Annotated in this window: 23 protein-coding genes, 1 tRNA gene and 1 other annotated feature; of the genes, 4 read left to right on the top strand and 20 right to left on the bottom strand. The window is 37.9% G+C overall.

Annotated elements, in window-relative coordinates:
• The 8 genes from GA0061074_RS09070 to GA0061074_RS03880 all read right to left on the bottom strand — a co-directional run.
• Positions 1 to 746: LysM peptidoglycan-binding domain-containing protein (locus GA0061074_RS09070; RefSeq protein WP_143699430.1), on the bottom strand; the 746-nt coding region annotated here is incomplete at its 3' end.
• Between the two features lie 269 nt (positions 747 to 1,015).
• Positions 1,016 to 3,097 carry an ATP-dependent Clp protease ATP-binding subunit gene (locus GA0061074_RS03850; protein ID WP_174855266.1) on the bottom strand — a complete coding sequence of 694 codons (2,082 nt, stop codon included), beginning with the start codon at positions 3,095 to 3,097 and terminating at the stop codon, positions 1,016 to 1,018.
• A gap of 213 nt (positions 3,098 to 3,310) precedes the next feature.
• Complete coding sequence (locus GA0061074_RS03855) at positions 3,311 to 4,318, bottom strand: zinc-binding alcohol dehydrogenase family protein (RefSeq protein WP_092462034.1); 1,008 nt, start codon at positions 4,316 to 4,318, stop codon at positions 3,311 to 3,313.
• A gap of 114 nt (positions 4,319 to 4,432) precedes the next feature.
• Positions 4,433 to 5,149: an acetolactate decarboxylase gene (budA, locus tag GA0061074_RS03860; RefSeq protein ID WP_042491704.1), complete on the bottom strand. Its 717-nt coding sequence runs from the start codon at positions 5,147 to 5,149 to the stop codon at positions 4,433 to 4,435.
• A gap of 57 nt (positions 5,150 to 5,206) precedes the next feature.
• The gene (alsS, locus tag GA0061074_RS03865) at positions 5,207 to 6,892 is read right to left on the bottom strand and encodes an acetolactate synthase AlsS (protein ID WP_092462036.1); all 1,686 of its coding nucleotides are present in this window, start codon (positions 6,890 to 6,892) and stop codon (positions 5,207 to 5,209) included.
• A 242-nt stretch (positions 6,893 to 7,134) separates the two neighbouring features.
• Positions 7,135 to 7,206, bottom strand: a tRNA-Gln gene (locus GA0061074_RS03870).
• Positions 7,207 to 7,308: 102 nt separating this feature from the next.
• Positions 7,309 to 7,737: a MarR family winged helix-turn-helix transcriptional regulator gene (locus GA0061074_RS03875; RefSeq protein WP_092462038.1), complete on the bottom strand. Its 429-nt coding sequence runs from the start codon at positions 7,735 to 7,737 to the stop codon at positions 7,309 to 7,311.
• Positions 7,738 to 7,850: 113 nt separating this feature from the next.
• Complete coding sequence (locus tag GA0061074_RS03880) at positions 7,851 to 8,288, bottom strand: universal stress protein (RefSeq protein WP_092462039.1); 438 nt, start codon at positions 8,286 to 8,288, stop codon at positions 7,851 to 7,853.
• A 381-nt stretch (positions 8,289 to 8,669) separates the two neighbouring features.
• Between GA0061074_RS03880 and rpmF the strand changes: the two genes are divergently transcribed.
• On the top strand, positions 8,670 to 8,843 hold the full coding sequence (gene rpmF / locus GA0061074_RS03885) for a 50S ribosomal protein L32 (RefSeq protein WP_092462040.1): 174 nt from the start codon (positions 8,670 to 8,672) through the stop codon (positions 8,841 to 8,843).
• Between the two features lie 156 nt (positions 8,844 to 8,999).
• On the opposite strand, the gene GA0061074_RS03890 is transcribed toward rpmF, so the two are convergent.
• The 8 genes from GA0061074_RS03890 to uvrA form a co-directional block, all read right to left on the bottom strand.
• The gene (locus GA0061074_RS03890) at positions 9,000 to 10,148 is read right to left on the bottom strand and encodes a PTS sugar transporter subunit IIC (protein ID WP_092462041.1); all 1,149 of its coding nucleotides are present in this window, start codon (positions 10,146 to 10,148) and stop codon (positions 9,000 to 9,002) included.
• Between the two features lie 91 nt (positions 10,149 to 10,239).
• Positions 10,240 to 11,235 (bottom strand): D-2-hydroxyacid dehydrogenase, encoded by a 996-nt coding sequence (locus GA0061074_RS03895; protein WP_092462043.1) that lies wholly within the window; start codon positions 11,233 to 11,235, stop codon positions 10,240 to 10,242.
• 370 nt (positions 11,236 to 11,605) lie between these two features.
• Positions 11,606 to 12,199 (bottom strand): ATP-dependent Clp protease proteolytic subunit, encoded by a 594-nt coding sequence (locus GA0061074_RS03900; RefSeq protein WP_074426887.1) that lies wholly within the window; start codon positions 12,197 to 12,199, stop codon positions 11,606 to 11,608.
• A gap of 89 nt (positions 12,200 to 12,288) precedes the next feature.
• Positions 12,289 to 13,251 carry a DNA-binding protein WhiA gene (gene whiA, locus GA0061074_RS03905; RefSeq protein WP_092462045.1) on the bottom strand — a complete coding sequence of 321 codons (963 nt, stop codon included), beginning with the start codon at positions 13,249 to 13,251 and terminating at the stop codon, positions 12,289 to 12,291.
• A 27-nt stretch (positions 13,252 to 13,278) separates the two neighbouring features.
• On the bottom strand, positions 13,279 to 14,277 hold the full coding sequence (locus GA0061074_RS03910; protein ID WP_092462047.1) for a gluconeogenesis factor YvcK family protein: 999 nt from the start codon (positions 14,275 to 14,277) through the stop codon (positions 13,279 to 13,281).
• Complete coding sequence (gene rapZ / locus GA0061074_RS03915; protein WP_092462049.1) at positions 14,274 to 15,167, bottom strand: RNase adapter RapZ; 894 nt, start codon at positions 15,165 to 15,167, stop codon at positions 14,274 to 14,276. Before rapZ ends, GA0061074_RS03910 begins: the two co-directional genes overlap by 4 nt.
• Positions 15,168 to 15,331: 164 nt before the next feature.
• Positions 15,332 to 15,451 (bottom strand): putative metal homeostasis protein, encoded by a 120-nt coding sequence (locus tag GA0061074_RS03920; protein ID WP_092462050.1) that lies wholly within the window; start codon positions 15,449 to 15,451, stop codon positions 15,332 to 15,334.
• Positions 15,452 to 15,528: 77 nt separating this feature from the next.
• Positions 15,529 to 18,375, bottom strand: coding sequence for an excinuclease ABC subunit UvrA (gene uvrA / locus GA0061074_RS03925; RefSeq protein WP_092462052.1), 2,847 nt, complete (start codon positions 18,373 to 18,375; stop codon positions 15,529 to 15,531).
• A gap of 206 nt (positions 18,376 to 18,581) precedes the next feature.
• Here uvrA and GA0061074_RS03930 point away from each other — a divergent pair, with 206 nt between their 5' ends.
• Positions 18,582 to 18,875 carry a hypothetical protein gene (locus tag GA0061074_RS03930; protein ID WP_092462054.1) on the top strand — a complete coding sequence of 98 codons (294 nt, stop codon included), beginning with the start codon at positions 18,582 to 18,584 and terminating at the stop codon, positions 18,873 to 18,875.
• 171 nt (positions 18,876 to 19,046) lie between these two features.
• Here the strand turns inward: GA0061074_RS03930 and GA0061074_RS03935 are convergent, their stop codons facing one another.
• Positions 19,047 to 20,234: an ATP-binding protein gene (locus GA0061074_RS03935; protein WP_092462056.1), complete on the bottom strand. Its 1,188-nt coding sequence runs from the start codon at positions 20,232 to 20,234 to the stop codon at positions 19,047 to 19,049.
• A gap of 21 nt (positions 20,235 to 20,255) precedes the next feature.
• Positions 20,256 to 20,498, bottom strand: a complete 243-nt coding sequence (locus GA0061074_RS03940) for a hypothetical protein (RefSeq protein ID WP_092462058.1) — start codon at positions 20,496 to 20,498, stop codon at positions 20,256 to 20,258.
• Between the two features lie 130 nt (positions 20,499 to 20,628).
• Between GA0061074_RS03940 and GA0061074_RS03945 the strand changes: the two genes are divergently transcribed.
• Positions 20,629 to 21,468 (top strand): aldo/keto reductase, encoded by an 840-nt coding sequence (locus GA0061074_RS03945; RefSeq protein ID WP_092462060.1) that lies wholly within the window; start codon positions 20,629 to 20,631, stop codon positions 21,466 to 21,468.
• 348 nt (positions 21,469 to 21,816) lie between these two features.
• Here the strand turns inward: GA0061074_RS03945 and GA0061074_RS03955 are convergent, their stop codons facing one another.
• Positions 21,817 to 22,398: a uracil-DNA glycosylase family protein gene (locus GA0061074_RS03955; RefSeq protein WP_092462064.1), complete on the bottom strand. Its 582-nt coding sequence runs from the start codon at positions 22,396 to 22,398 to the stop codon at positions 21,817 to 21,819.
• Position 22,399: 1 nt separating this feature from the next.
• Positions 22,400 to 24,091: an alpha-glucosidase gene (locus GA0061074_RS03960; protein WP_092462066.1), complete on the bottom strand. Its 1,692-nt coding sequence runs from the start codon at positions 24,089 to 24,091 to the stop codon at positions 22,400 to 22,402.
• 211 nt (positions 24,092 to 24,302) lie between these two features.
• On the opposite strand from GA0061074_RS03960, the gene GA0061074_RS03965 reads away from it, so the two are divergent.
• On the top strand, positions 24,303 to 24,800 hold the full coding sequence (locus GA0061074_RS03965) for a cupin domain-containing protein (protein WP_092462068.1): 498 nt from the start codon (positions 24,303 to 24,305) through the stop codon (positions 24,798 to 24,800).
• Positions 24,801 to 25,062: 262 nt separating this feature from the next.
• Positions 25,063 to 25,339 (top strand) — a binding site (T-box leader).
• Positions 25,340 to 25,404: the final 65 nt, after the last annotated feature.

Raw genomic sequence — 25,404 nt, forward strand, 5'->3', positions numbered from 1 at the left:
TTAGCGTTTGCTTCTGATGTTGCTGCTGATTGTGCGGCTGCTGATTGTGCAGCGGCCTTAGCGTTTGCTTCTGACGTTGCTGCTGATTGTGCGGCAACAGTCTTAGCATTTTCTGCTGCAACAGCAGCTGATGATGCGGCTACGGCCTTAGCATTTGCTTCTGATGTTGCTGCTGATTGTGCAGCGGCTGCCTTAGCGTTTGCTTCTGATGCAGCTGCTGATGATGCAGCTGCTGATGATGCGGCTGCTGATTGTGCTACTGTAGTATCAGCTTGTGATGCTGCAGGCTTAACCGTAGCAGTTGACTTAACAGCTGACTTTGAAAGGTTAACTTGAGAACCAACATAGATAATTGATGATGCTTGCAAATCAGGGTTAGCATCCAATAGCTCAGACAAAGTCATACCATTTGCGTTAGCAATTGCCCATAATGAATCTCCTGCCTTAACAGTGTATGAACCGTTGTTTGAAACTTGCTTAGTTTCTTGCTTTGCAGGTGCAGCTGATTGTGCGGCTGATGAACCTGACAATTCAATTTTTTGACCAACATGAATCAAATTAGCGTCAGCAATTTTATTAGCTGATACTAGATCATCAACAGATACGTGGTTGGCTGCTGCCAAAGCATATAGTGTATCACCCGACTTAACAGTAATTGAATCAGCTGAAGCTACAACTGAGCTCCCTGCCAATGCTGCAGCCGCCCCAGCAGTTGCTAATAACGTATTTTTTACAGATGCGTGCATATTTTTACCCCTTAAATCCAAAATTAGTTACTTAAAATTATTTTAAATAAAAAACATCTAAACTGATATTTCTTAAGATTTTCTTGATTTTTACTACAAGCTACATTGTACGGTAGAGACTTTTCAAAAGAGTTCAAAAAACATTTCATTTGTGTTACATTCATCAAACATTTGATTCAGTACGGTTATACCCCATAAAAATCTTTTCCTTTAAATCATGGACACAAAAAAAACGGTGACATAAGCCACCGTTCCCTTAAGCATTTCTATTAATTAGTTTGCTTCTCAGAACTCTTTTGTTCTGCTATAACAATATTGCCATCAACCATTTCTGCCAACAAATCCTTAACATCTGGATTATCAAGATAGAAATCAGCAATTTGATCTTCTAGATGTTCTTGGATAACTCGACGCAATGGACGTGCACCCATTTCCGGGTTATATCCTAAGTTAACAATTTCTTGCTTAACATCATCTGTCATAGCAAGATGTAGACCCTTTTCAGATATAGCATCATTCATCTCACCAAGCATTAAATCTACAATATGCAACAAGTTTTCCTTTGATAGTGCATTAAATTCAATAATCCCATCAAAACGATTCAAAAATTCTGGCTTAAAGTATGGTGCTAATCGTTCAAGCAACTTTGAAGTTGTTTGTTCATCGTCTGGATCAAAGCCAACCTTTGTGTCCTTAACACCTGTACCAGCATTTGAAGTCATGATAATAATCGTGTCCTTGAATGAAACGACATGACCTTGCGCATCAGTCAAACGACCATCATCCAAAATTTGTAAGAACATATTCATTACATCTGGATGAGCCTTCTCAACCTCATCTAACAAAATCAATGAGTATGGATGACGACGGACTGCCTCAGTTAGTTGACCAGCCTCTTCATATCCAACATAACCTGCTGGCGCACCAATCAACTTTGAAACAGAATGCTTCTCCATATACTCTGACATATCAAATCGAATCATGCTATCTGTTGTACCAAACAACTCTTTAGCAAGCTGTTTTGCAGTCTCAGTCTTTCCAACTCCAGTTGGACCAACAAACAAGAAACTTCCAATTGGACGTCCCGTTTTATTGAATCCAACACGATTACGACGGATTGCTCGTGCAATTTTTTGTGTTGCTTCATCTTGACCAATAACATGTTCAGCCAAATTATCACCTAGATGACGTAATTGGTCTTGTTCAGATGCTGCCAACTCACCAACAGGAATACCTGTCTTTTCTTCAACAATCTTTTGAATATCCGCAACTGTTACAGTTTGTGCTGCCTCATTTTGCGGTGCTTGTTGCTTAACAGCTTCTAATTGTAATTCTAAGTTGTTGACCTGATCACGTAAGTGGCTAGCCTTTTCGTAATCTTCACGTTCAATAGCTGATTGCTTTTGAGCTTCAGTTGAATGTATCTTATTTTCCAATTCCTTAGGATCAGCAATTTTAACTGACAGATTCTTCTTTGAACCAGCCTCGTCAATTAAATCAATTGCCTTGTCTGGTAAGAAACGATCAGCAATGTAACGGTTTGATAAGTTAACAGCTGCGGCTAAAGCATCATCAGAATACTTTACCTTATGATAATCTTCATAACGTGAACGAATTCCTTGAATGATTTGCAAAGCTTCTTCAGTAGTTGGTTCATCTACCTGGACCGTCTGGAAACGACGAGCAATCGCAGCATCCTTCTCAATCTGACGGTACTCATTTAGTGTTGTTGCACCAATCAATTGGAATTCACCACGTGCCAAAGCAGGTTTCAAGATATTACCTGCATCCATTGAACCTTCACCAGCAGTTCCGGCACCCATGATTTCATGAATCTCATCAATGAACAAAATAACATCATCACGCTTTGAAACTTCATCCATTAACTTTTGCATTCGCTCTTCGAATTGACCACGAACCCCAGTACCTTGCACTAAGGATACAACGTCCAAACGAATAACTTCTTTACCTTGTAACTTACCTGGCACCTTTGCATTAACAATTGCTTGTGCCAATCCTTCAACAACCGCTGTTTTTCCAACTCCAGCTTCACCAATTAAAACTGGATTGTTCTTAGTACGACGGTTAAGAACCTCTATTACACGTGCGATTTCATCATCACGCCCAATAACTGGGTCAAACTTACCTTGTCGTGCTAGTTCAGTTAAATTAATACCATATTGATCAAGTAATCCGTTACCTTGACCATTATCACCACCACCGCGGCTCATTTGTGCGCGTTGTGCTTGTTGCGCACGTTGTTGTGCTTGCTGTGAACGTGCAACACTATCATTATTCATCATGCGAAAAATATCATCAAAACTTGAAAAACCAAATGGATCTTGTACCATAATACGGCCTCCTTATATTCATTTTTATATTCATTACTCCCCATAGAGATCAACGTCATTCATTTATTTGACCTTCATTGACCTTATCTACATTTTCTATATTAGCACTCTCCACCATAGAGTGCAAGTGAAAATATTTATTTTTTTACAACAAAAAAAGATTGATTAATCACTTTGGTAATAAATCAATCTTTTTTAAAAATTCAATTTAAATTAGTACTTAATTACTAACTTACCAAGCATGCTTCCTTGGCTAACTTCTTTTTGCGCATCAGCAATTGTCTGAGCAGATAAACCATCTACCGTTTGTGTCACTGTCGATTTTACAAAACCGTCATTAACTAGTCCTGTCAACAATTCTAGTGCCGTTCCCTGACTAGCAATGTTTTGTCCTGCATTAGTTTTAGCAAACATAAACTCCCAATCTAGTGAGGCTGCCTGATTTTTAATCAATCCTACTGGTAATGGATTCATAGATTGTACTATCGCCCCAATATGACCAAACGTACCAATCAAAGCCGCTGCTGATTCAAAATGTTGTTCCAATGAATGTAGCACTGCAATATAAGGCACCTCGTCATAACCTAGACTTTTAATAGCTTCAACATAATTTTCTCGATGATTAACAACTTCATCTGCACCCATGTCGTTAACCCATGCAATCGTTTCGTCACGGGAAGCTGTTGCAATTACTGTCATACCTAACCACTTTGCTAGTTGAATCATAATTGATCCTACTCCACCAGCACCATTTATGATTAACAACGTCTTTCCTTTAGCGCCATCAGCTACCATCTGAATACCAAACTTATCAGCCAGCATTTCATAGGCTGTTAAAAATGTTAACGGCAACGCAGCGGCTTCGATATCAGATAACGTAGTTGGTGCTTTGGCAATCAACGCCTCATTGACTGCTTCAAACTCTGCATTAGAACCAGTACGTCCTAACTCACCAGCAAAAAATACACGATCACCAATTTGATAATCAGTAACATCAGCACCAATTGCTACGATTTCACCAACTGCGTCAAATCCTAAAACACGCTCCTGTTGTGTTGCTTGCGCCACCTCTAATTGTTTAACATCAACCGGGTTCATTGAGGATGCAGCTATCTTCACCAATACATCATGACCATTCACTTCAGGTCGTGCAATTTCCTTATCAATTAACGGTGTTTGTTTATCAGTTGTTGTCACAACTGCTTTCATTAAATTTCCCATTTTTTATTCCTCTATATACTAAGTAAAAAAGTTATCTTTCAAGTACATCATACTATGGTGATAAAAAAATAGCGATTACAACCTATTAAATAGTAGTAATCGCTATTTGTTCAATTAATCTTGTGAACCTTCAGCCGCCGCAACGCCTTCTTTTAGTCCATCCATATCAACATGGTGCTCACGGAATTCTTTATCATGAATTGGTAAATGTAATTCATAATTATCAAAAATAGTTAAATCCCCTGTTAATTCATTAGCATCAAAGCCCAATACATGACCACCAAAAGTACGATCATCACTCAAAAAGTGAACGTGCCAACCGGCAGCAACTGTTCCTTGATACAATTCTGGAGAATAGTAACCAATCAACACACCATCAACATCATCTTTTTCAAATTCACGTTGCGTATGCGTGATTTCTGATAATGAAGGAAATGGACGCTCAGACTTAGGAGCTGAACGAACTTTCATATGATTAAAGCTACCACGCAAAACTACACCTGAAAAAGTATTTTCTAATTGACGATCACTAATTAGGGAAACCATTTCTTTCATATTACCAGCACTAAAAGAAACCTTTTGTTTCTCATCACTAGTATGATGAACTGTTGCAAATGGTACTGTCTTCTCCATATCTGTTACATGATGAATTTGACCTTCACCATCCATATAGTAGACTTCACCATCCACCATAATCATTTCACCATCTAAACCGTCAAACGTTCCAATACCAGCATCCCCATGTTGCTTTAATTCAGCCAAGGTTGCCGAACCGCCTAAAACTTTTCCCATCAAAGCGGCTAAGGTACTGTGTTGATATACTGTTGCCATATTTATACACTCCTTTAATTTGATAAAAAGCGCCCAGAAACCTGGACGCTTTTCTATTTATTCTGCATCAATCAATTGAGACATCAATTCATAGTTGTGTGAGTAATCTACTGGGATTTCGACAACAACTGGACCTTCAGTTGCAAATGCTTCATCCAAGACCGCATCCAATTGGTCTGGTGAATCAACACGCAATCCCTTAGCCCCTGTTGATTCAGCATACTTTACAATGTCAATCTTTGAGAAGTTAACTCCGGCTGATTCACCATTGTACTTAACTTCTTCTTGGAACTTAACCATATCGTAATGGTAATTATCTTGCCATACAATGTGAACAGTATTCAAGTTAAGTTGCACTGCTGTTGCTAGTTCCATTCCTGAGAAGAAGAATCCACCATCACCAGAAACAGAAACTGCCTTAGAATTAGGACGAACCAAAGCAGCTGCCATCGCCCAAGGTAGACCAACTCCCAAAGTTTGCATACCATTTGAGAACAACAAGTGACGAGGAACGTATGACTTAAAGTAACGTCCAAGCCATAGGTAATGTGAACCAATATCAGAAGTCAAAGTCATATCATCAGTCATATGTGCTTGTAATGACTTAATAATGCTCAAAGGATGATTCAAGTTCTCTTGTGCCGGCGTAAAGGTTGGCTTTGCAGCTTCCTTCAAAGCCTCCTTGAACTCAGCTAACTTAGCTTGTGATGCTGCTGGTAATTCATATCCTGCAATTTGTGACTTCAAATCGATCAACGTATCAGCCAAAGTTCCCACAAGCTGACGTGCTGGTGTAAAGTTGTTATCAATTTGAACAGCTTGTGTGTCAATTGCAACAATGTGTAAGTCAGCATTCTTATTCCAATTACGTGGCTCATATTCGATAGCGTCATAACCAACCGTAATAACCAAATCTGATTGTGCCAATAATTGGTCACCAACTTGATTACGGAAGAAACCAACACGACCAAAGAAGGTTGATTCTTCTAATTCGCGAGAAATAACACCTGCACCTTGGTATGTCTCAACAACCGGCAAAGTAGTTTGCTCTAACAAAGCATGCAAAGCGGCGGTTGTATCATCATCAGAACCACGTGCACCCACTAGCAATACAGGCAACTTAGCTGCCTTAATTTGCTCAGCAAGCCAAGCAGTGTCTTCTGCGGCTGCTGCACCATAGCGAGCAGGCTTAACTGCAGGCAAAGCACTTGTGGTAACTTCTGCTTCATCAACATCTTGTGGTAATGAAACAAATGCTGCACCCGGCTTAGGGCCATTAGCAGCTGCAATAGCATTAGAGATTAGTTCTGAAATGTTATTTGGATCTTGAATTTCAACTGAGTAATTAGTGATTGGGGCAAACAATGTTGCAGATGGTGTGCTTTGATGTGTCAAACGGTACAAATCCTTACGTTGTACTTGACCACCAATTGCCAAAACTGGATCATTTTCAGCCGTTGCTGTCATTAAGCCTGAAGCCAAGTTTCCAACACCTGGTCCTGACGTTACAACAACAACTCCAGTTTTACCAGTGATACGTGCAAATGCTTGCGCCATAAATACAGCATTTTGTTCATGGCGTGTCACAATCAACTTAGGTGCTTTTTCACCTGCTTTAGGATGATCTAACTTTTCAAACAAACGGTCGATTTTAGCCCCTGGAATACCAAAAGCTAAATCAACACCGTGATTGTTCAAACTGTCGACAACTAAGTCAGCACCTGTTTTCTTCTCTTCAGACATGTACTTCTACCTCTTTAAAATATATTATATTTCCAATAAGCGTCATTAGTTACATTGTAGCGCTTTATAACAATATTTTGTAGCCATACACACTACCTATTCACAAAATCTTCTAACTCTAATTTTCTTAAAAGCGTTAGCTGAAAACCTTTATAACGCTTACAAAAAATATTTTAATTTTATGTATTTTACCAAAACAAAAAGCGCTAGTCATACGACTAACGCTTCCCGCATCTGTAAAACTGGGCATACTGGATTCGAACCAGTGCATGATGGCACCAGAAACCATTGCCTTACCGCTTGGCTAATGCCCAAAAACAACTATTCAATCATACAACATACACCAAATAAATTCAAGTCTATAAATATAAAAAGTATGATTAAGATACAGTTAGCATCATAAACAACAATTACTGTTAACCATTCGTTTGAATTTTATCATCAAAACGTGTCATAAATTGCAAAACATCAACAGAACGTTCTTCGCCAAGTGCCGCCAGCCAACCTTCAAAACGCATTTCAATGCGACTAGTTAATAGCGTTTCTATTTGTTGCCCATGCTGAGTTAAATGTAATAACTGGCGACGGCGGTCCATTGCATCTGGTTCTTGCCATATATATTGTTTACGCAACAACATTTTTATCTGTCGTGAAACAGCTGCTCGTGTTACTTGACGCTTAGCAACAATATCCGTTAACGTTAGTCCGTCATGTTGCGCTACACTATGCATAATTAAATATTGTTCAAAAGATAGATCATACGTTGCTGCCGGTTCAGCTACCGTATCGTTCAAATATTTCAGTGTCGATAGATAGGCATTAATATATTTTTTTACCAGTGTCATTGATTTTCTCCACGAGTTTTTATAATAATTATTCTATCCAAAAAACGCTTACTTGATAAACAAATTTTTTAAAAAAAGAGAGACTAGTTCGTTAACCAGTCTCTCTTTATATTTTATCGTACAATCATCACTGTTACAGGCGCATGGTTAGCAATATAACTTGATTGAGAACCAAAGTACTTCTCAGTTCCTTTTTGTGAATTTGAGCCAATCACAACCATATCAGGTTGCACTGCAGGGATAACATCTTTAACAATGACTTCCCCTGGTTCACCTTCAGCAATACGGATATCTACATCAGTTAAACCGTTTTCCAAAGCCATTTGGCGATAACGATCTAATGCGCGGCGTACATCATCCTCAGCCGCTGTTGTCTTTTCTTTTGAGAAGAAATCAAAAACACTTAATTGACCTTTCTCAAAAATCGACACGATTGTTAACTTAGCTTCATCTTCACGCGCTTGATGAATAGCATTAACTAATGCCATCTGTCCTAAGTATGAATCATCCACTGCCACCAAAATGTGCTTAAACTGCTTTCCTATTTCCATATACCGTAGTCTCCTCTTGTAATCAAGCATACTTACTGTCATTACTTTTAACGATAGGTTCCCTCTATAGTCATGCTTGCCCCAATAGTTAATTATAAAAACCGCAAAACTCGGACCATCACCCATATAGCAACGGATCCTTTACTGATAAAAATAACATCAGTAAATATGCCTCCTTATTTTTTGGTACACCTAATTATCTAACTAGTCACGATAAAAGTAAAGTTACCGTTTGCTTTTAATCTTTCGACTATATCCCATTATAGATAGGTTGTCACTTGACAAACTGCCAAAAATAATGTAATTTAGAACAGTTGAAAAAATTAGATTATTAACACTGCCTTCTTTCTAACACGGCGGTGTGTAAGGGAGGATATAACTATGGCAGTTCCTGCACGTAAAGTTTCAAAGCACGCAAAGCGTACTCGTCGCGGTGGTCAAGGCGGCTTGAAGACAGCAGCTATTCACATGAACGAAAATGGTGTTTACGTACGTAACCACCACGTTGCCGCTGATGGCACTTACAATGGTAAGCAAGTTGTTTCACCTAAGTAAGCTCATTATTTATTAGTCTATATTATAAATATAGTATTAAATAAACGATTATTAAAACAGGGAATGGTTAAATCCATTCCCTGTTTTTTTATATCATTTATGTAATACCGTAAAAAAAAAAGGCTGATGGTTTTATCCATCGCCTCTTTTAATTTATTACATTTCTTGTTCAAAATCTTCTGGCTTATACAACTTAAGCACCTTGGTAAACAATAAGTCGACCACAATTCCAGCAACTACTGGAATAATAACCCAAATAAGGATAGCCGGTACAACACCAATCATATTTGTTTGGAATACCTTGTCAGCTGCATCACGAACAACTGATTGAATTGGTGAAACAAATCCGATCCAACCGAATCCGGCTGATGTTGGTGTACCTTGCACATTCATCATGCTAATTGGCAATGCAGAAATTGCCGCTGCTACCATAAATGACAACAACATAATTGGCTTCTTAAATACAGATGGCATCATACCCTTCATTGCACCTAGGAAGATAGCGATTGATGTACCCTTCTTATTAACCTTAATTGAATTGATTAGCAATATAACTGTCGTTGCAACAATTCCAACTCCAGCTGCGGCTGAACCTAAACCAGACAACGTAATTGCCAATGCGATTCCAACAGTTGAAACAGGTGTAACAATGATAACCGCAAAGGCCATTGCAATGATAATAGTCATTGGTAATGGTTGTAAGTCTGTTGCCAATTGAACCATCTTACCAATCCAAGTTGTGATTTCACCGACATAAGGTGCAATTTCCTTACCAATTAAACCAACACCACCACCAACAACAATTGGGCTTAAAATAATTGCTAGTGATCCAAAACCACCTAGATACTTCGCAATTAACCAAATTACCAAAACACCTATTGCAGAGACAATCATCGCATTGATAACATCCCCCGCACCGGAAGCGATATAAACAGTACTTGGAACTGTTGTTTTCACTTGCGTAATTGGGTTTTCAAACCCAGCTGGTACTGAGGCCCATTTGATTGAACCACAAGCAGCACCAACTGCAATTGCCATAACACCAACATCTAGAGCTTTCATGTTAAATTGCATGGCAATTGCCAAACCAATTAACAATGGAATGAATGATGAGAATAGTGTCAAAATAGCACTTAAATCAACCGCCCATCCCATACCGCTTTGAACAAACGGACGAATAACATACTTTAGCACTGCTGAAGGTAAAACACCTATCAAAATACCTTGAGCAGACCCACTCAAAACCTTAAAGAAAAAATCTTTAAACTTTAGTTCATATGAACCATCAAAAACTGCGCTAGCCATAATCTTAGATTACCTTTCTAAGGTGACCATGTCACCTAGTGAACGTAATGAAATCCCACAATCATTACAACGTAACTAACTACTTATTTAATTAATACTTTACTTCATTTGCAGTTTCATCACCCTTAATAAAGGCTAATGAAGCATCCATTGATTGCGTTACCATCTCGTAAACAGCCTTCGTTGTGTAGAAAGCTGTATGTGGTGTAACCAATACATTTTCACGAGCAATTAAATCTGCAATCTTTTCATCTGGGAATGTTTCATGTGACCAGTCTTTATTAAACAGACCAACCTCCTTCTCGTAAACATCCATTGCTAGACCAAAAATCTTACCTGAATCTAGGCCGTCGATTACAGCATCAATATCCATCAAATCACCACGTGAAACATTGATTAACACAACATCATCCTTCATCTTAGCGATGGTCTCTTTATTAATCATGTGGTAATTTTCTGGCAAACTTGGTACATGCAATGAAATAACATCAGATTGTGCATACAATTCATCTAATGTATCAACATAGATACCTTCTGCTTCTAATTCTGGATTACGATAAACATCATAACCGATTACTTTAGCACCAAACCCTTGTAAGATATCAATCAATACATGTCCAATATGACCTGTACCAATAATACCGAAGGTTTGCATACGAACTTCACGCCCAATTGTTGGTGCCCAACGTAGATCATGATTTTCAATCTTACGATCTAATGGCTTCGTTTGACGTAATACACGAGCGCCTTGAATTGCTGCATGTTCAGCAATAGCATTTGGGGAATAAACGGCAACGTTTGAAATTGAAAAGTCGTAACGACGTGCTGTTTCAAAATCAATGTTATCTGTTCCAACGTTACGTAATGACATCTTGTTGATACCTAGTTCATGCAAGGCAGTCAAAGTTTCAGGGGTGTATGCCAATTGTTGATAAACATCAACTGCATCTGCACCTGCTGCTAATTGGGCTGTTTGTGGATCTAATAATTTATCTGTATAATCAACTTCCACTTCTGGATGATTCGTCATCCATTCGTTTAATGCATTTTGCTCATCTTCTCGAATACCATACGCAAAAATTTTCATTGTTTTAATTCCTCCAAAACATTTCTTAACACTCTTAATTATAAATAGAATTGTGAAAGGTTCAACATGCTAAACTAACTCAAACGTTTCAATATGGGACAAAGTACATGAATAATAACAATCTAATTTAACTGTTTTTTAGATAAAAGCGCTTACATAAAAGTTCATATATTCACAATGCGCTCATGCTTTTATTAAAAAACGGTCATTGTTACACCTAATATTATCCATATAATTGTTGTTATATCAACTAATAAGGCCTTTTTTTAGTGTACAAAAAAAAGATGTATTTTTGCACATTTTCCAATGAACAAAAACACATCTTTGTCAATATCATTTTTTTACTCTACTGGTAAAAAAAATGACAAATTTATTCTTTTTCTTTAGCACTAGTCATGATTTTATCAACTAGACCATAAGCAAGTGATTCTTCCGCATCCAACCAGTGGTCACGTTCAGTATCTTTTTGTACTTCCTCAAATGGCTTGCCAGTATTATTTGCCAAAATTTGATTCAACTTCTTACGAGTCTTCAAAATTTCTTGTGCGGCAATTTCAATTTCAGTTTGTTGACCTTGAGCACCACCTGATGGTTGGTGAATCATAAACTGTGAGTTAGGCAAAATAAAGCGCTTGCCCTTAGCACCTGAAGATGCAAGAACTGAGGCCATTGATGCAGCCAACCCAATAGTAATTGTTTGCACATCGGCACTAATGAAATTCATCGTGTCATAAATTGCCATTCCGGCATTTACTTCACCACCTGGTGAATTGATGTACATGTAAATATCCTTATCTGGATCTTGTGCATCTAAGAATAGCAATTGCGCAATAATTGCGGTTGCCATTTGTGACTCAATTTCACCATTAACCATAATAATACGGTCAATTAACAAACGTGAAAAAATATCATATGAACGTTCACCATGAGATGATTGCTCAATAACATATGGAACTGGTGTCATTTATACTTCCTCCTCTTATTTCAAAGTCAAAACATATTACCATTCTATCATTTCGTCAAGAATGGTCAAACTTTATTTGACTAATTAAGTTATCTTCTTTGTAATTCTTTAGGTAATTGCCCGCTATCTCTAATTTCATCGGCCATTTTCGTTAATTTTCGTAATCGATGATTAACGCCTGATTTTGAAATTTCACCAGACGGAACATACTGTCCCAAAGCGGATAAAGGTTCCTCACGATGCGCTAGTCGAATTTCAGCAATTTCTTTTAGCTTTTCTGGTAGCCGTCCTAAACCAATCTCTTCGTCCAAGAACAAGATATCATCAATTTGTTTTTGACTAGCATTGACCGTTTTATCCAAATTAGCATTTTCTGCATTAACCAAACGATTAACCGAATTACGCATATCACGAATAATCCGAACGTCTTCCATACGAAACATGGCATTAGTTGCGCCAATTACTTTCATCATATCGCCAATTTTTTCTGCTTCTTTTAAATAGACAATATATCCAGAACGTCGTTCAACAACTTTAGCGTTTAAATCAAATCGATTCATTAAACTTGCTAATTGTACAGCTTGTTCTTCATATAATGAATAGATTTCCAAATGGTAACGACTTGTTTCTGGATTATTAACTGAACCAGCTGCTAAAAATGCACCCCGAAGATACGAACGTGCCTTACCTTCTGATGATAACCATTCATCAGGCACCGTAGGTAAAAGCTCCGCACCTTCAAAAATATGCAAATCATCTAACAACTTGCCGACCCCTTGCGTAATTCGAACAACATACAAATTATTCTTTTTTAATTTCATTTGACGTCGCACTGAAATTTCGGAAGGTAGTCGATAAAATTGTTGCAATAATCCTAAAATACGTCGCGCAGTAGCTGCATTCTCAGTCTGTACATTCAACGTAAAATGTTGATTGGTTAAACCAAGCGAACCATTCATTCGTAGTAACGCTGATAATTCAGCTTTCGCATTATCAGGATTACTAATTTCTAAGGTGGTTAATTCTTTTTTAACATCACTCGCAAATGACATTAGCGCCACCTCCTACTTCATTTTACTTTATTGATCATTAACAATTTGCATTATTAATTGTGCAACGGAATCACCATCATGAAAGGCACCATCATCCCGCAGCGCTAACAAATCACCTAGTACCGGTTCGGCACCTTGCGCTTTAACCGCCTCAGGATCAGAATCAACCTGCAATGAAATTTCATTCCAACGTTGCCAATCAATATAATCATCTGGAACTTTACCAGTATTCATAATAACAGTATCTACTACACGTTCACCAACATGCTCATTAATCGCCTGTACATGGTCTGCATCAGTAAAATTATCCGTTTCACCTTTTTGCGTCATAATATTAGCAATATAAACAATTTTTGCACGTGTTGCGCGCAATGCTTCAGCAACATTAGGCACCATCAAGTTCGGCAAAATACTAGTAAATAAACTACCCGGACCAAGCACTACAACATCGGCTTCCAAAATAGCATTAACAACTTGCTTTGATGACTGAACATCATGCGTTGCCGGTTCAGACTGTGGCGTCACCCAAATATGATCAATCACTTTATGAGCAGCTGTAATTTCAGCTTCTCCAGCCAAATGTGTACCATCCGCAAAGGCTGCGTGCAATACAAGTGGTTCATTAGCAACGGGGTACACATGTCCCTTAACTTGCATAATTCTAGCTAATAACTGCACACCATCAAAAATACCGTGCTCTTTTTCAGCCATTGCTGCAATAATCAAGTTGCCCAACGAATGATGTGCAAACATCTCATCTTCTGGTTTGAAACGATACTGAAAGATATCGATCAAACTTTCAGGTAGTTGTGACAACGTCGCCATTACATTACGAATATCTCCAGGTGGTACCATCTGCAAATAATCACGTAGCGTTCCTGATGAACCACCATCATCGGCAACTGTAATAATCGCAGTTAAATCATTTTCATATTTTTTTAAACCATTTAGCACAACTGGTTGTCCAGAACCACCACCAATAACGACAATTTTAGGTGTACGATTTACACTATACTTTTCGGTCATGAGCGGTTCGCACTCTCCTTTCGTCGTTCAATATCGCGATGATGTTCATTCACAACCCACTCATTACCCAAGTCTTGACTCAAGCGATGCGCAAAGGCCGTTGAACGATGTTGTCCGCCCGTGCAGCCAAAAGCAATCGTAAAGTTACTTTTACCTTCTGCTTTATACTTTGGTAGCAACCATTTAATTTGATCACTAATTCGTTGATAAAACTCTTCAGCATCATCGGAATTCCAAACATAATCAGCAACTGCTTTATCTAGGCCAGTTTGATTTCTTAACGTCACTTCATAGTAAGGGTTGGTTAAAAAACGAACATCTAATATCATATCAGCATCCAATGGTATCCCATACTTAAAGCCAAAGCTCATTACTTGAACCGTAAAAGTATTCGCTTGATCATCCTTTGAACCAAAATGTTGCTGAATATAATTGCGTAGCTGACGTGGCGCGAAATCATCAGTATGGATAACGCCGCTTGCTAAATCACGAATGCCACTTAATTTTTGTCTTTCTAATTGAATACCATAAAGCGTACCACCCTCGCCAGAAAGTGGATGTGATCGACGGGTTTCTTTATAACGTGCAACTAATTCTTCATCAGATGCATCAATATAGACAATCTTCATGTCATACTTATCATGACTATTTTCTCGTAACTTATAAATTTCATCATCCAAATCATCAAAAAAACTTTGTGATCGTAAATCAATCATCACGGCAGCCCGTTGAATATTTTCTTCATCCGAAATCATTTGCCAAAATTTAGGCAACATTGCCGGTGGTAAATTTTGGACTGTAAAGTAACCAAGGTCTTCAAAAGCCTGAATTGCGACAGTTTTTCCTGCACCACTCATACCAGTGACAATAATTAATTCTTTTTTGCCCATTTAAGCACCCTCCCCTCATTTAGTCTAATCCATTGTAACATTTTAAGACACACCCGGATATGTTTTCTACTACTATTAAAAATAGGCTGAAACAAAAAAACTGTTTCAACCCACTTCTCTAATATTTCAAAAACAAAGCGCTTGGTTTTGACAATATTAATTATTTACTTTTTCGTTGTTTGACGGTTTGCTTCATGCAATGCCTTCAATGCACGTTTCCGCGTCTTAATATTAGGGCTCTTAATTTTACGACGAGCTGATGCTGTATCCATTTTTTCTGCCATGATAGTCACCTCTCAAGTCAATTTAACTTATAAAATATAAGTATAATCAGTTAGCTTATAAAATGCAAGGATTTACTCTATCCTTGAGCTGCTCGTTTACGATCACGGTCCATAATTGGCCCTAGATATTGTCCTGTATAAGATTCTGGTGTTGCTGCAATTTGCTCCGGCGTACCGGCTGCTATAACATAGCCACCACCTTCACCACCTTCAGGACCCATATCAATCAACCAGTCTGCTGTTTTAATAACGTCTAAGTTGTGCTCAATAATCAAAACCGTATTTCCCCCGTCAACCAGACGCTGTAACACTTCTAATAGACGTGAAATATCAGCAACATGCAACCCAGTTGTTGGCTCATCAAGAATATAAACCGTCTTCCCCGTTGACTTACGTTGCAACTCAGATGCCAACTTCATACGTTGTGCTTCTCCACCTGACAACGTCGTAGCTGCCTGTCCAAGTTTAACGTAACCCAGACCGACATCGACCATTGTTTGCAATTTACGGCGAATTTTTGGAATTGCTGTAAAGAAATCAACGGCTTGTTCAGCAGTTAAATTTAATACATCTGCAATTGTTTTACCACGATAAGTAACTTCCAAAGTTTCAGAATTATAGCGCGTACCACCACAAACCTCACAGGTAACGTAAACATCAGGCAAAAAGTTCATTTCAATCTTAATTACCCCATCACCCTTACATGCTTCACAACGTCCACCTTTGGTATTAAATGAAAAACGACCTTTTTTATAACCACGTAACTTAGCTTCATTGGTTTGCGCAAACAAGTCACGGATGTCATCAAACACGCCTGTATAAGTGGCAGGGTTTGATCTAGGTGTTCGTCCAATCGGACTTTGATCAATATCAACAATTTTATCGATATTCTCATAACCCGTTAATTTGCGATACTTCCCGGGCTTCTCAGAATTACGATTAATTTCCATTTTTAAAGCACGCTTCAAAATTGTGTTCACTAACGTTGATTTTCCGGAACCCGAAACACCAGTAATAACTGTTAACTTTCCCAATGGAAAATCAACTTTGATATTTTTCAAGTTGTTTTCAGCAGCGCCCGTCACCGTAAGTTTTTGACCATTACCTGCACGTCGTTTTGTAGGTACGGGAATAAATTGTTTTCCTGACAAATATTGTCCCGTTAATGACTTTTCATTCGCTTCAATTTCATCAGGCGTTCCAACAGCCATAATTTGACCACCGTGTTCGCCAGCGCCAGGGCCAACATCAATAATGTAGTCAGCGGCTCGCATTGTATCTTCATCATGTTCTACAACAACTAGCGTATTACCTAGGTCACGCATCTGCTGTAGTGATTGAATTAACCGAGCATTATCACGTTGGTGTAACCCAATTGATGGTTCATCCAAAACATACATAACCCCTGACAAATTAGAACCAATTTGGGTTGCCAATCGAATTCTTTGCGCCTCACCACCAGATAAGGTTCGTGCCGAACGTGATAATGTCAAATAATCTAAACCAACATTTTTCAAAAAACGTAGCCGATCAATAATTTCTTTTACAATCGGTGCAGCCACTTCTTGGTCTTGTTGACCAAATGACAATTGCTCAAAATAATCAAGTTCTTTAGCAACTGATTGCTCTGAAATTTCACCAATGTTCAACGAACCGACTTTAACTGAAAGCGCCCCTTCGTTCAAACGGTAACCATGACATGCTGTACATGTTAATTCATTCATATAACTACGCATTTGTTCACGTGTAAAATCAGAATTTGACTCTCGATAGCGACGACTAATGTTGTTCATGACGCCTTCAAACTCAACATCAACATCTCGTACACCACCAAAATCATTTTCGTAATGGAAATGGAACGTATTTTCCTCATCCCCATACAAAATTAAGTTACGCTGCTCATCCGTTAACTCTTCGAATGGCACGTCCATCGGTATATTAACTGAGTCTGCAAATTGACGTAACATCTCTGGATAATAAGATGAAGAAATTGGATTCCAAGCTGCAATCGCACCTTCTGCCAATGTCTTACTCTGATCAGGGACTACCAAATCAATATCTACTTCCAGTGTTATACCTAACCCACCACACACTGGACAAGCTCCCAACGGTGCATTAAATGAAAATAGTTGTGGCTCTAATTTTCCCACCGCAAATTTTTTCAAAGGACCTGTATAGTGATCAGAATAAGTTAATTGCTCACCACGAATGACATCAACCGTAACTAGTCCATCAGCTAATCGCATTGCCGATTCAAAAGATTCAAACAAACGTGCGCGTGAATTATCTCGTAAAATAATACGATCAACGACAATTGCAATATCGTGATACTTATTTTTATTTAATTCAATTTCATCAGTCACTTCATGCATTTCGCCATCGACTATAAAGCGAACGAATCCTTCTTTTTGAATTCTCTCAAAAGCAGTTGCATGTGATCCCCTCTTATGTCGAATAATTGGTGCTAAAATCTGCATACGACTACCCTCAGGTAACCGTTCTGACAAATCATTCAACATTTGATCAATTGATTTTTTAACAATAATACCATCAGCCGTCGCATCTGGTTTACCAACCCTGGCAAACAGTAGACGATAGTAATCATTAATTTCTGTAACAGTACCTACGGTTGACCGTGGATTCTTAGACGTCGTTTTTTGATCAATTGAAATTGCTGGACTCAAACCATCAATTGCATCAACATCCGGTTTATCCATTTGTCCTAAAAATTGTCGAGCATACGATGACAAACTTTCAACGTAACGACGTTGTCCTTCTGCATATAGCGTGTCGAATGCCAACGAACTTTTTCCTGAACCAGATAGTCCGGTCATAACAACAAACTTGTCTCTAGGAATCGCAACATCTACATTTTTTAAGTTATGTGCTCGAGCACCATGAATCTTTATCCAATCATTGACCATAAAACGTCTCCTTTGCTCCACTATATTACATTCATTATAACGCTTTTAGCAACCGTTTTGTTAGTTAAAACTTAACGAAATATCATTGCCATTAATTTTAACAAAACATTATCTGATTTTTGTTAATTTTTTTAATAAATTTCAACCACCAATTGCAATTTCACGTATAATAGACTGTAATATTACTTAACGGAGGTCGTCAACTCATGAATCATAAGGCTGCCAAAGCATGGTCTTTGCGCTGGATTGCACAACATCTTGCGTCATTTGTTTTGTTAATTGGTGCTGTGTTAGCTGCCGCAATTGCTTTAACAGCATTAGTTATCGGAGTTGAGGAAGTTATTGCACTTATCTTTGCCCAGCGACTCATCAACACCTATACTAATATCTATGGCAATGCTTGGTCGACTATTTTCTGGCATTTTACAATCGTCTTTTCACTGGTTACATTTTGGTCAGCGGTTGATACCTTCATTCCAGAAAAAAATAATAATAAATAATAAGAGGTTGGAACAAAAGAAATTGTTCCAACCTTTTTAGTTCAAAATGCATTAATTATAAACCTGTAAGTTTTATAACATAAACGCGTTTCAAAAGTCTGAAGCCTCAATATTGCTGCAATCACGTTACACACCGGCTTCAAAACGACTTTTGGAACGCTCTCTTTTCTATTATCTTAAAAAAAACTTAGGTGTTGCTGTTTGATGATTCATTTCAGGTACCATCTGTATATTTATCAATTGCGGTGTCGCAAAATTATTACCGGCTAACAATGCTTGACCAATAGTTTCATGAACGATTTGCTGCTCATATGATTGTAATACTGGTAATTGCGCCAATTCACTAGCCGTGTTCAATTGATGTACAAGATAATGACCAAATTGTCCTAATAACTTTGGGTCAATATCTAAAGGACTCTGCGTTGTTAACATTAGAAACAACCCCAATTTACGTCCTTCACGCGCAATTCTAAAAATGCCCGTCGTCTCTAGATTATCGGCCATTAAATATCGATGTGCTTCATCAATTAATAAAGTTACTGGAACACTACGCCTTAATTGCTGCTTTTCTCGTAAAAGCGCCATCGTTAGCAAAGATACCAGAACCTTCCCTATAGCTAGGTTATCAGCAAACAAGGAGCAATCAATCACTAAAATTTTATGATCACTTTGATGGCTTGCAAACAAACGCAACAAATACATAACATCCGTCTGCATATCCGTCGTTTCAATTTTAGAATCTGACGTCATCGGCATATGAAATAGTTGTTGAAAACGGTTTTGACTTGTTAATCGTTTAATTCGTCGAATTAATGGTAAACATTTTCTAAATCCTACTTCATCAATTTCTTGACCAATTAAATCAAAATTGTCCACCGGGACTGCAAATTCTTGGCGTAATTGTTCAGGTAATAGTGACAGATCAACTGGTTGTGGATATTGATACAATCGTTGCATATCATGTTCGAAATCTTGCCATGTCCGATTTAGCTTAGCATATATACCAGGTTGACCAATGATATTTTTTTGTAGCTTTAAACTCGTCAAAGCATCGGTCAACTTTTCTTGCATATCCGTATCAGTCACACCAAACAGTAAATTAAGATCATCCCCCGTTAGTTGTTCATAATCAATGTAGGCATTATAACCAAGCTTTGCAACTACTGCATTTGGTAAATGTTCATACTCACCTGTTGGGTCAATAATCATCGTCGTTTGATTAGCCTCCATCAACCCATGTAATATCGTCATCGCACTTGTTGACTTACCGCTACCCGTTGCCCCTAAAATCAATAAATGTTGCTGTAACAAATCATCAGCCGAGACCGTTAACTGATCTGATAATGGTATCGAAATCATATTTTCACCTTCTTCGATTAGTTAGATTAAACGGATAATATCCCAAATCACATTTAAAAGCCAAATTCCTGACGTTGCAATAAACAACCACTTTATTTTATCTCGTGTACCAAAAATTGCTAATGCAAATAAAAGCATAAGAATCAAATGATACCAAATTACGTGTGGGGTAAAAACGTCAAACAATGAATAAATCCCTAAAAGAATCATCATCACACCAACTAATATCAATACCCCATTACTAAAAATGCGTTTCTTTTTCAAGTTGCTTACTCCTCATATAAAATCATTAGTTATATGTTACCTTTTGTTAGCATATAATGCGATAGAAATCGCTTGCAAATTTACAGTTTAAATGCGAAAGTAGTGTTAGATTATTAAGGAGGATGTATTTATGTCAATTCCAGAAGTCACATTAAATGATGGTCACAAATTACCTAGCTTAGGTTTAGGAACTTATCAATTAAAAGGTGGTTCAGGACTACAACAAGTTCTAGCTGCTATTAAGAGCGGTTACCGTCTAATTGATTCTGCTACCAATTACGACAACGAAGGAATCGTTGGTAAAGCTATTCGCATGTCTGGCGTACCTCGTGCAGAGTTCTTTGTAACATCTAAGTTACCTGGTAAGTATCATGATTACGAAAGCGCTCGTGATGCTATTCAAGAGTCACTAGCTCGTATGGGACTGGATTATTTTGATCTATTCATCATTCACTGGCCATTGCCAAAGCGTGGTCTATACGTTGAAGCATGGCAAGCCTTAGTTGATGCACAAAAGCAAGGTTTGATTCGTTCAATTGGTGTTTCAAACTTTGAGCCTGAGCATCTAGATCGTATTATTGAAAAAACTGGGGTTACACCTGCCGTTAACCAAATCGAGGTTCACCCATACTGGGTCCAAGAAGAAAACCTTTTGGAAAACTTGCGTCGTGGTATCAAAGTTGAAGCATGGAGTCCTCTAGGCCGTGGTAGCTCTGCATTAAAGGAACCTGTTGTACAAGAAATTGCTGACAAGTACGGTAAGTCAACAAGCCAAATTATCACCCGTTGGCACCTTGACCGTGGTATTATTCCTGTTTTGCGTTCATCAAATCCAGCTCACCAACGTGAAAACCTTGATGTGTTTGATTTTGAACTAACAAACAGCGAAATTGCCGCTATCAATGAACTAAACCGTGAAGACGGTCGTATTGATGGTCAAGACCCAAACGAGTATGAGGAATTTGAGTAAAAACAGAGCGGATATAATTTTCGTTTTGACAGGTGATATAAGACATAAACATGGTGTATTCGCCGTAGCGACTGCGAAGGCATTGCACCGTGTTTGTGGCTTATATTACCTGGATTGAAAATTTATCGCGTTTAAACAGAGCGTTGCCAATCTGCGGGTTACATTCCGGTATAAGGCCTGTTTTGTGCCCTGACACTGCAAGTGTCTGGGTCAAAATTGGACTTATATAAGGAATGTTGTTGATTGGTGCGCGTTTACTCAGAGCGGATATAACTACCGTTTTGCAGTCTAAAATAAAAGCCAATGGCGAGATGCTTATCACATCTTCCATTGGCTTTTTTCTTACCATTAATCCATCATTAATTCACGAACACGTGCCTGTAACTTTGGCACAATCTCATCTTCAAACCATGGATTTTTACGTAACCAAATATTGTTACGTGGGGATGGGTGGACAATTGGTAGATACTTAGGACCAAAAGTCTCATATTGTTTAATTACCGCTGTCATTGTTTCTGACTTTTTAATTGGTAAATAATAATGTTGTGCATAGGCACCAACTAAAATAATCAGCGCCACTTTGGGCATTTCAGCTAGCATCCTTGGATGCCATTTTTCTGCAAACCCTTTACGTGGCGGTAAATCACCACTCTTACCTTTACCTGGAAAATAAAAATCTAATGGTAAATTACCTATCTTACCACTATGATAAAATTCATCAGCAGTAATCCCCATCCAGTCACGCAACCGATCACCACTTTTATCATTAAATGGTATCCCTGTTTGCTCAACCTTTGCACCAGGTGCCTGACCAATAATCAAAATACGAACATCTGGACCCACTTGATAAACCGGTCCAATACCACGTTCCGTATAAGCACTATTTTGTTCATCAGCCATAATTTCTTGCCTGATATCAGACTCACTCATTTTAACCTTCTTCTGGCATAACACCTAAAACAATCGCACTATAAGGACTCATTTTAACACGCTTACCACTAACTTGAACATCACCGGCTTGTTGCAATGTTTGACCGGTCTGCACCAAATTAACACGGGCTGCTTTTGTTCCTAAGTTGACCAATACCGTTAATACTTGTTGACCTAAACGACGTTGATACCCAACCACTGTATCTGATAATGAACGCATTGGTTGGAAATCACCATTAATAATAACAGGCTCCCAATCTGAATCATGACGTAGAGCACCTAACTCTTGATAATACTTCAAAACAGACTGATCATCTTGTTGTTCAGCATTAACATTAATACCTTCTCGATCATTTCCCATCGCTAACCATGGTTGTACATCAGAGAAACCACCATATTCACTGTCATCCCATTGCATTGGTGTACGAGCATTATCACGTGATTTATGGTTAACCGCATCTAACGCATCCGCTGCCGTATAACCATCCTGCAAAGCCGTATTATAGTTATTAATTGATGAAACATCATTGAACTCTTCGATGCTTTGGCGTTCAAAGTTCTTCATACCAATTTCTTGTCCCTGATAAATAAATGGCACTCCTGGTAAGAAATAGTACATTGTTCCTAAAGCTTTCGCAGCTTGAGGTGTTTGATATTGCTTATCTGGTACTAGCTTTGACAAAACACGTGGTTGATCATGATTTTCCAAAACATTTGCTAAATAACCTTGTGCGTTAGCAGTCGTTTCTTGCGCATCAAAGAACGCATTTCTCAAGTCCACTGGTGTCCAATCAGCACGACCTCGATACCACTCGTCACCATTTTTAACATCAATATTCATATATGAAAAATCAAAGACCATTGAGAAATAACCAGCTGGTCCCACAAATGCTGGTAACTCCTTATCAGCTAAACCATAGGCCTCCCCAACTGTAATAGCATCATATTTATCAAAAGTTTCTTGTTTTAGTTCAGTTAATAAATCACCAATTCCTGGTCGGTTACGTCCCTTTTTAACAACTGACGCTAAACCATCTACATCGTCAGCTGGAATACTTAACCAATCCAAATCCTTCTTAATATGCGTAATCGCATCAACACGGAAACCAGCTACGCCCATTTCAAGCCACCAGTTAATCATGTCATAAATCGCACGCCTTAATTTGGGATTCTCCCAATTTAAATCAGGCTGTTGCTTAGCAAAGGTATGGAAATAATACGTGTCTGGTTCACCAGGAACTGGCTCCCAAGTTGAACCGCCAAAAATACTACGCCAATTATTAGGGGCTTCACCATTGCTGGTCTTTTTAAAAATATAGTAATCACGATATGGACTTTCAGGATCAGCTAAAGCAGCTTTAAACCATTCGTGCTGATCTGAAGTATGATTTACAACTAAATCCATAATAATTTTAATATCACGCTTGTTTGCTTCAGCTAGCAATTCTTTAAAATTATCTAATGTTCCAAATTGTGGATCAATTGCTTGATAATCTGAAATATCATAACCCATATCAACCATTGGTGATTGATAGATTGGTGAAACCCAGATCATCGTTACACCAAGACTTTTAATATAATCTAAATGACTGATAATACCTGGAATATCACCAATACCATCATGGTTGCTATCTTGAAATGATCTTGGGTAAACTTGATAAACGACTTCATTTTTCCACCATTGCGTTGCCATATTTTTAATACCTCCATTAATTAATGTCATCTCATATTTCAATTTATTATTCTATTTGGTGCCATATTAACAGTTATCGTAAACGTTTACAATAGCTATGTACAAGCATTTTGGTATATTTTAAATTTTACATTTTAGATATCCATTTTCACTTCATTAAACCATGAATTTGCTATAATAAACATAAATTAATGGATTGGAGATTATTACTTTGAATAAAAATATTGATTACTGGATTAAAAATCTAAATTTAGCACCACACCCTGAAGGTGGTTACTTTATTGAAACAACTAAAAGTGATCACACAATCGATTTACCACAAGGAACGCGTGCACTTTACACGTCAATTATATTTCTACTAACGGCAAACAATCCATCCCACTTTCACCGACTAACTTCTGATGAAACATGGTTCTATCATGCAGGTGACCCACTAACCGTTCACTGCATTTTCCCAGATGGTCACTACGAAGCAATCAAAATTGGTCCTAATATTGACCAGGGTGAACAATTATCATACACAGTCCCTAAAAACACCATCTTCGGATCAAGTGTAACAAGCGGTTTTAGTATCGTTAGTTGTGTCGTATCCCCTGGATTTGACTATCGTGACTTTGAATTATTCACACAACAAGATTTACTCTCACAATATCCACAACATGCCGAAGTTATTAAAGCATTAGCTTATCAAGAAATTCCAAATAACTAAAAAATATCAATTTAACTAAAAATACCAACTAATTACACATCAAAACTTTGCGTAGTTAGTTGGTATTTTCTATTTATTGTTGTCGAGGCAAGGCTAATAAATCATGTGATAAATCAACCGTTTGTGCATAAATTCGTTAAATAGCATTTTTATTTATTTAAAAATTGATTGAATACGCTCTTTTATTCTAAATTAAAAAGATTAAAACTATTGACATTTTTATTAAAACATTTTAATATTCACTACAACAATTAAATTTCGTCCCAAACCGTTGAAGTGGAGGTCAAGATTATCGTGCACGCAAAGAGAGTTGCAGTTGGTGGAAGTGCAACCGAACGCAGATAATTAAATGGACCACTGAGGGCTTTTCTGAAAGACTTTTTTATTAAGAAGAGACGTGATGGCATACGTAAGTTGTCGGGAGGATGTTAGTCCTTCGCTAAGCGTAATTAGTTGTCCTATTAATTTGAATGACATAAGTTTATTTATCTGGGCAATTAATTAAATTAAGGTGGCACCACGGAAAATCCGTCCTTAACTGTTTACTGTTTTGGACGGATTTTTTGTGCACTTGGAGGTTTTTATGATATCAAAAATGACATGC

The organism is Weissella bombi (assembly GCF_900094835.1).
In the GTDB taxonomy this organism is placed as follows: Bacteria; Bacillota; Bacilli; order Lactobacillales; family Lactobacillaceae; genus Weissella; species Weissella bombi.

Excerpts from the sequence above, each read along its gene's own strand:
- GA0061074_RS03850 (WP_174855266.1), bottom strand. The coding sequence starts at position 3,097 with ATGGTACAAGATCCATTTGGTTTTTCAAGTTTTGATGATATTTTTCGC.
- GA0061074_RS03855 (WP_092462034.1), bottom strand. The coding sequence starts at position 4,318 with ATGGGAAATTTAATGAAAGCAGTTGTGACAACAACTGATAAACAAACA.
- budA (WP_042491704.1), bottom strand. The coding sequence starts at position 5,149 with ATGGCAACAGTATATCAACACAGTACCTTAGCCGCTTTGATGGGAAAA.
- alsS (WP_092462036.1), bottom strand. The coding sequence starts at position 6,892 with ATGTCTGAAGAGAAGAAAACAGGTGCTGACTTAGTTGTCGACAGTTTG.
- GA0061074_RS03875 (WP_092462038.1), bottom strand. The coding sequence starts at position 7,737 with ATGACACTGGTAAAAAAATATATTAATGCCTATCTATCGACACTGAAA.
- GA0061074_RS03880 (WP_092462039.1), bottom strand. The coding sequence starts at position 8,288 with ATGGAAATAGGAAAGCAGTTTAAGCACATTTTGGTGGCAGTGGATGAT.
- rpmF (WP_092462040.1), top strand. The coding sequence starts at position 8,670 with ATGGCAGTTCCTGCACGTAAAGTTTCAAAGCACGCAAAGCGTACTCGT.
- GA0061074_RS03890 (WP_092462041.1), bottom strand. The coding sequence starts at position 10,148 with ATGGCTAGCGCAGTTTTTGATGGTTCATATGAACTAAAGTTTAAAGAT.
- GA0061074_RS03895 (WP_092462043.1), bottom strand. The coding sequence starts at position 11,235 with ATGAAAATTTTTGCGTATGGTATTCGAGAAGATGAGCAAAATGCATTA.
- GA0061074_RS03900 (WP_074426887.1), bottom strand. The coding sequence starts at position 12,199 with ATGACACCAGTTCCATATGTTATTGAGCAATCATCTCATGGTGAACGT.
- whiA (WP_092462045.1), bottom strand. The coding sequence starts at position 13,251 with ATGTCATTTGCGAGTGATGTTAAAAAAGAATTAACCACCTTAGAAATT.
- GA0061074_RS03910 (WP_092462047.1), bottom strand. The coding sequence starts at position 14,277 with ATGACCGAAAAGTATAGTGTAAATCGTACACCTAAAATTGTCGTTATT.
- rapZ (WP_092462049.1), bottom strand. The coding sequence starts at position 15,167 with ATGGGCAAAAAAGAATTAATTATTGTCACTGGTATGAGTGGTGCAGGA.
- GA0061074_RS03920 (WP_092462050.1), bottom strand. The coding sequence starts at position 15,451 with ATGGCAGAAAAAATGGATACAGCATCAGCTCGTCGTAAAATTAAGAGC.
- uvrA (WP_092462052.1), bottom strand. The coding sequence starts at position 18,375 with ATGGTCAATGATTGGATAAAGATTCATGGTGCTCGAGCACATAACTTA.
- GA0061074_RS03930 (WP_092462054.1), top strand. The coding sequence starts at position 18,582 with ATGAATCATAAGGCTGCCAAAGCATGGTCTTTGCGCTGGATTGCACAA.
- GA0061074_RS03935 (WP_092462056.1), bottom strand. The coding sequence starts at position 20,234 with ATGATTTCGATACCATTATCAGATCAGTTAACGGTCTCGGCTGATGAT.
- GA0061074_RS03945 (WP_092462060.1), top strand. The coding sequence starts at position 20,629 with ATGTCAATTCCAGAAGTCACATTAAATGATGGTCACAAATTACCTAGC.
- GA0061074_RS03955 (WP_092462064.1), bottom strand. The coding sequence starts at position 22,398 with ATGAGTGAGTCTGATATCAGGCAAGAAATTATGGCTGATGAACAAAAT.
- GA0061074_RS03960 (WP_092462066.1), bottom strand. The coding sequence starts at position 24,091 with ATGGCAACGCAATGGTGGAAAAATGAAGTCGTTTATCAAGTTTACCCA.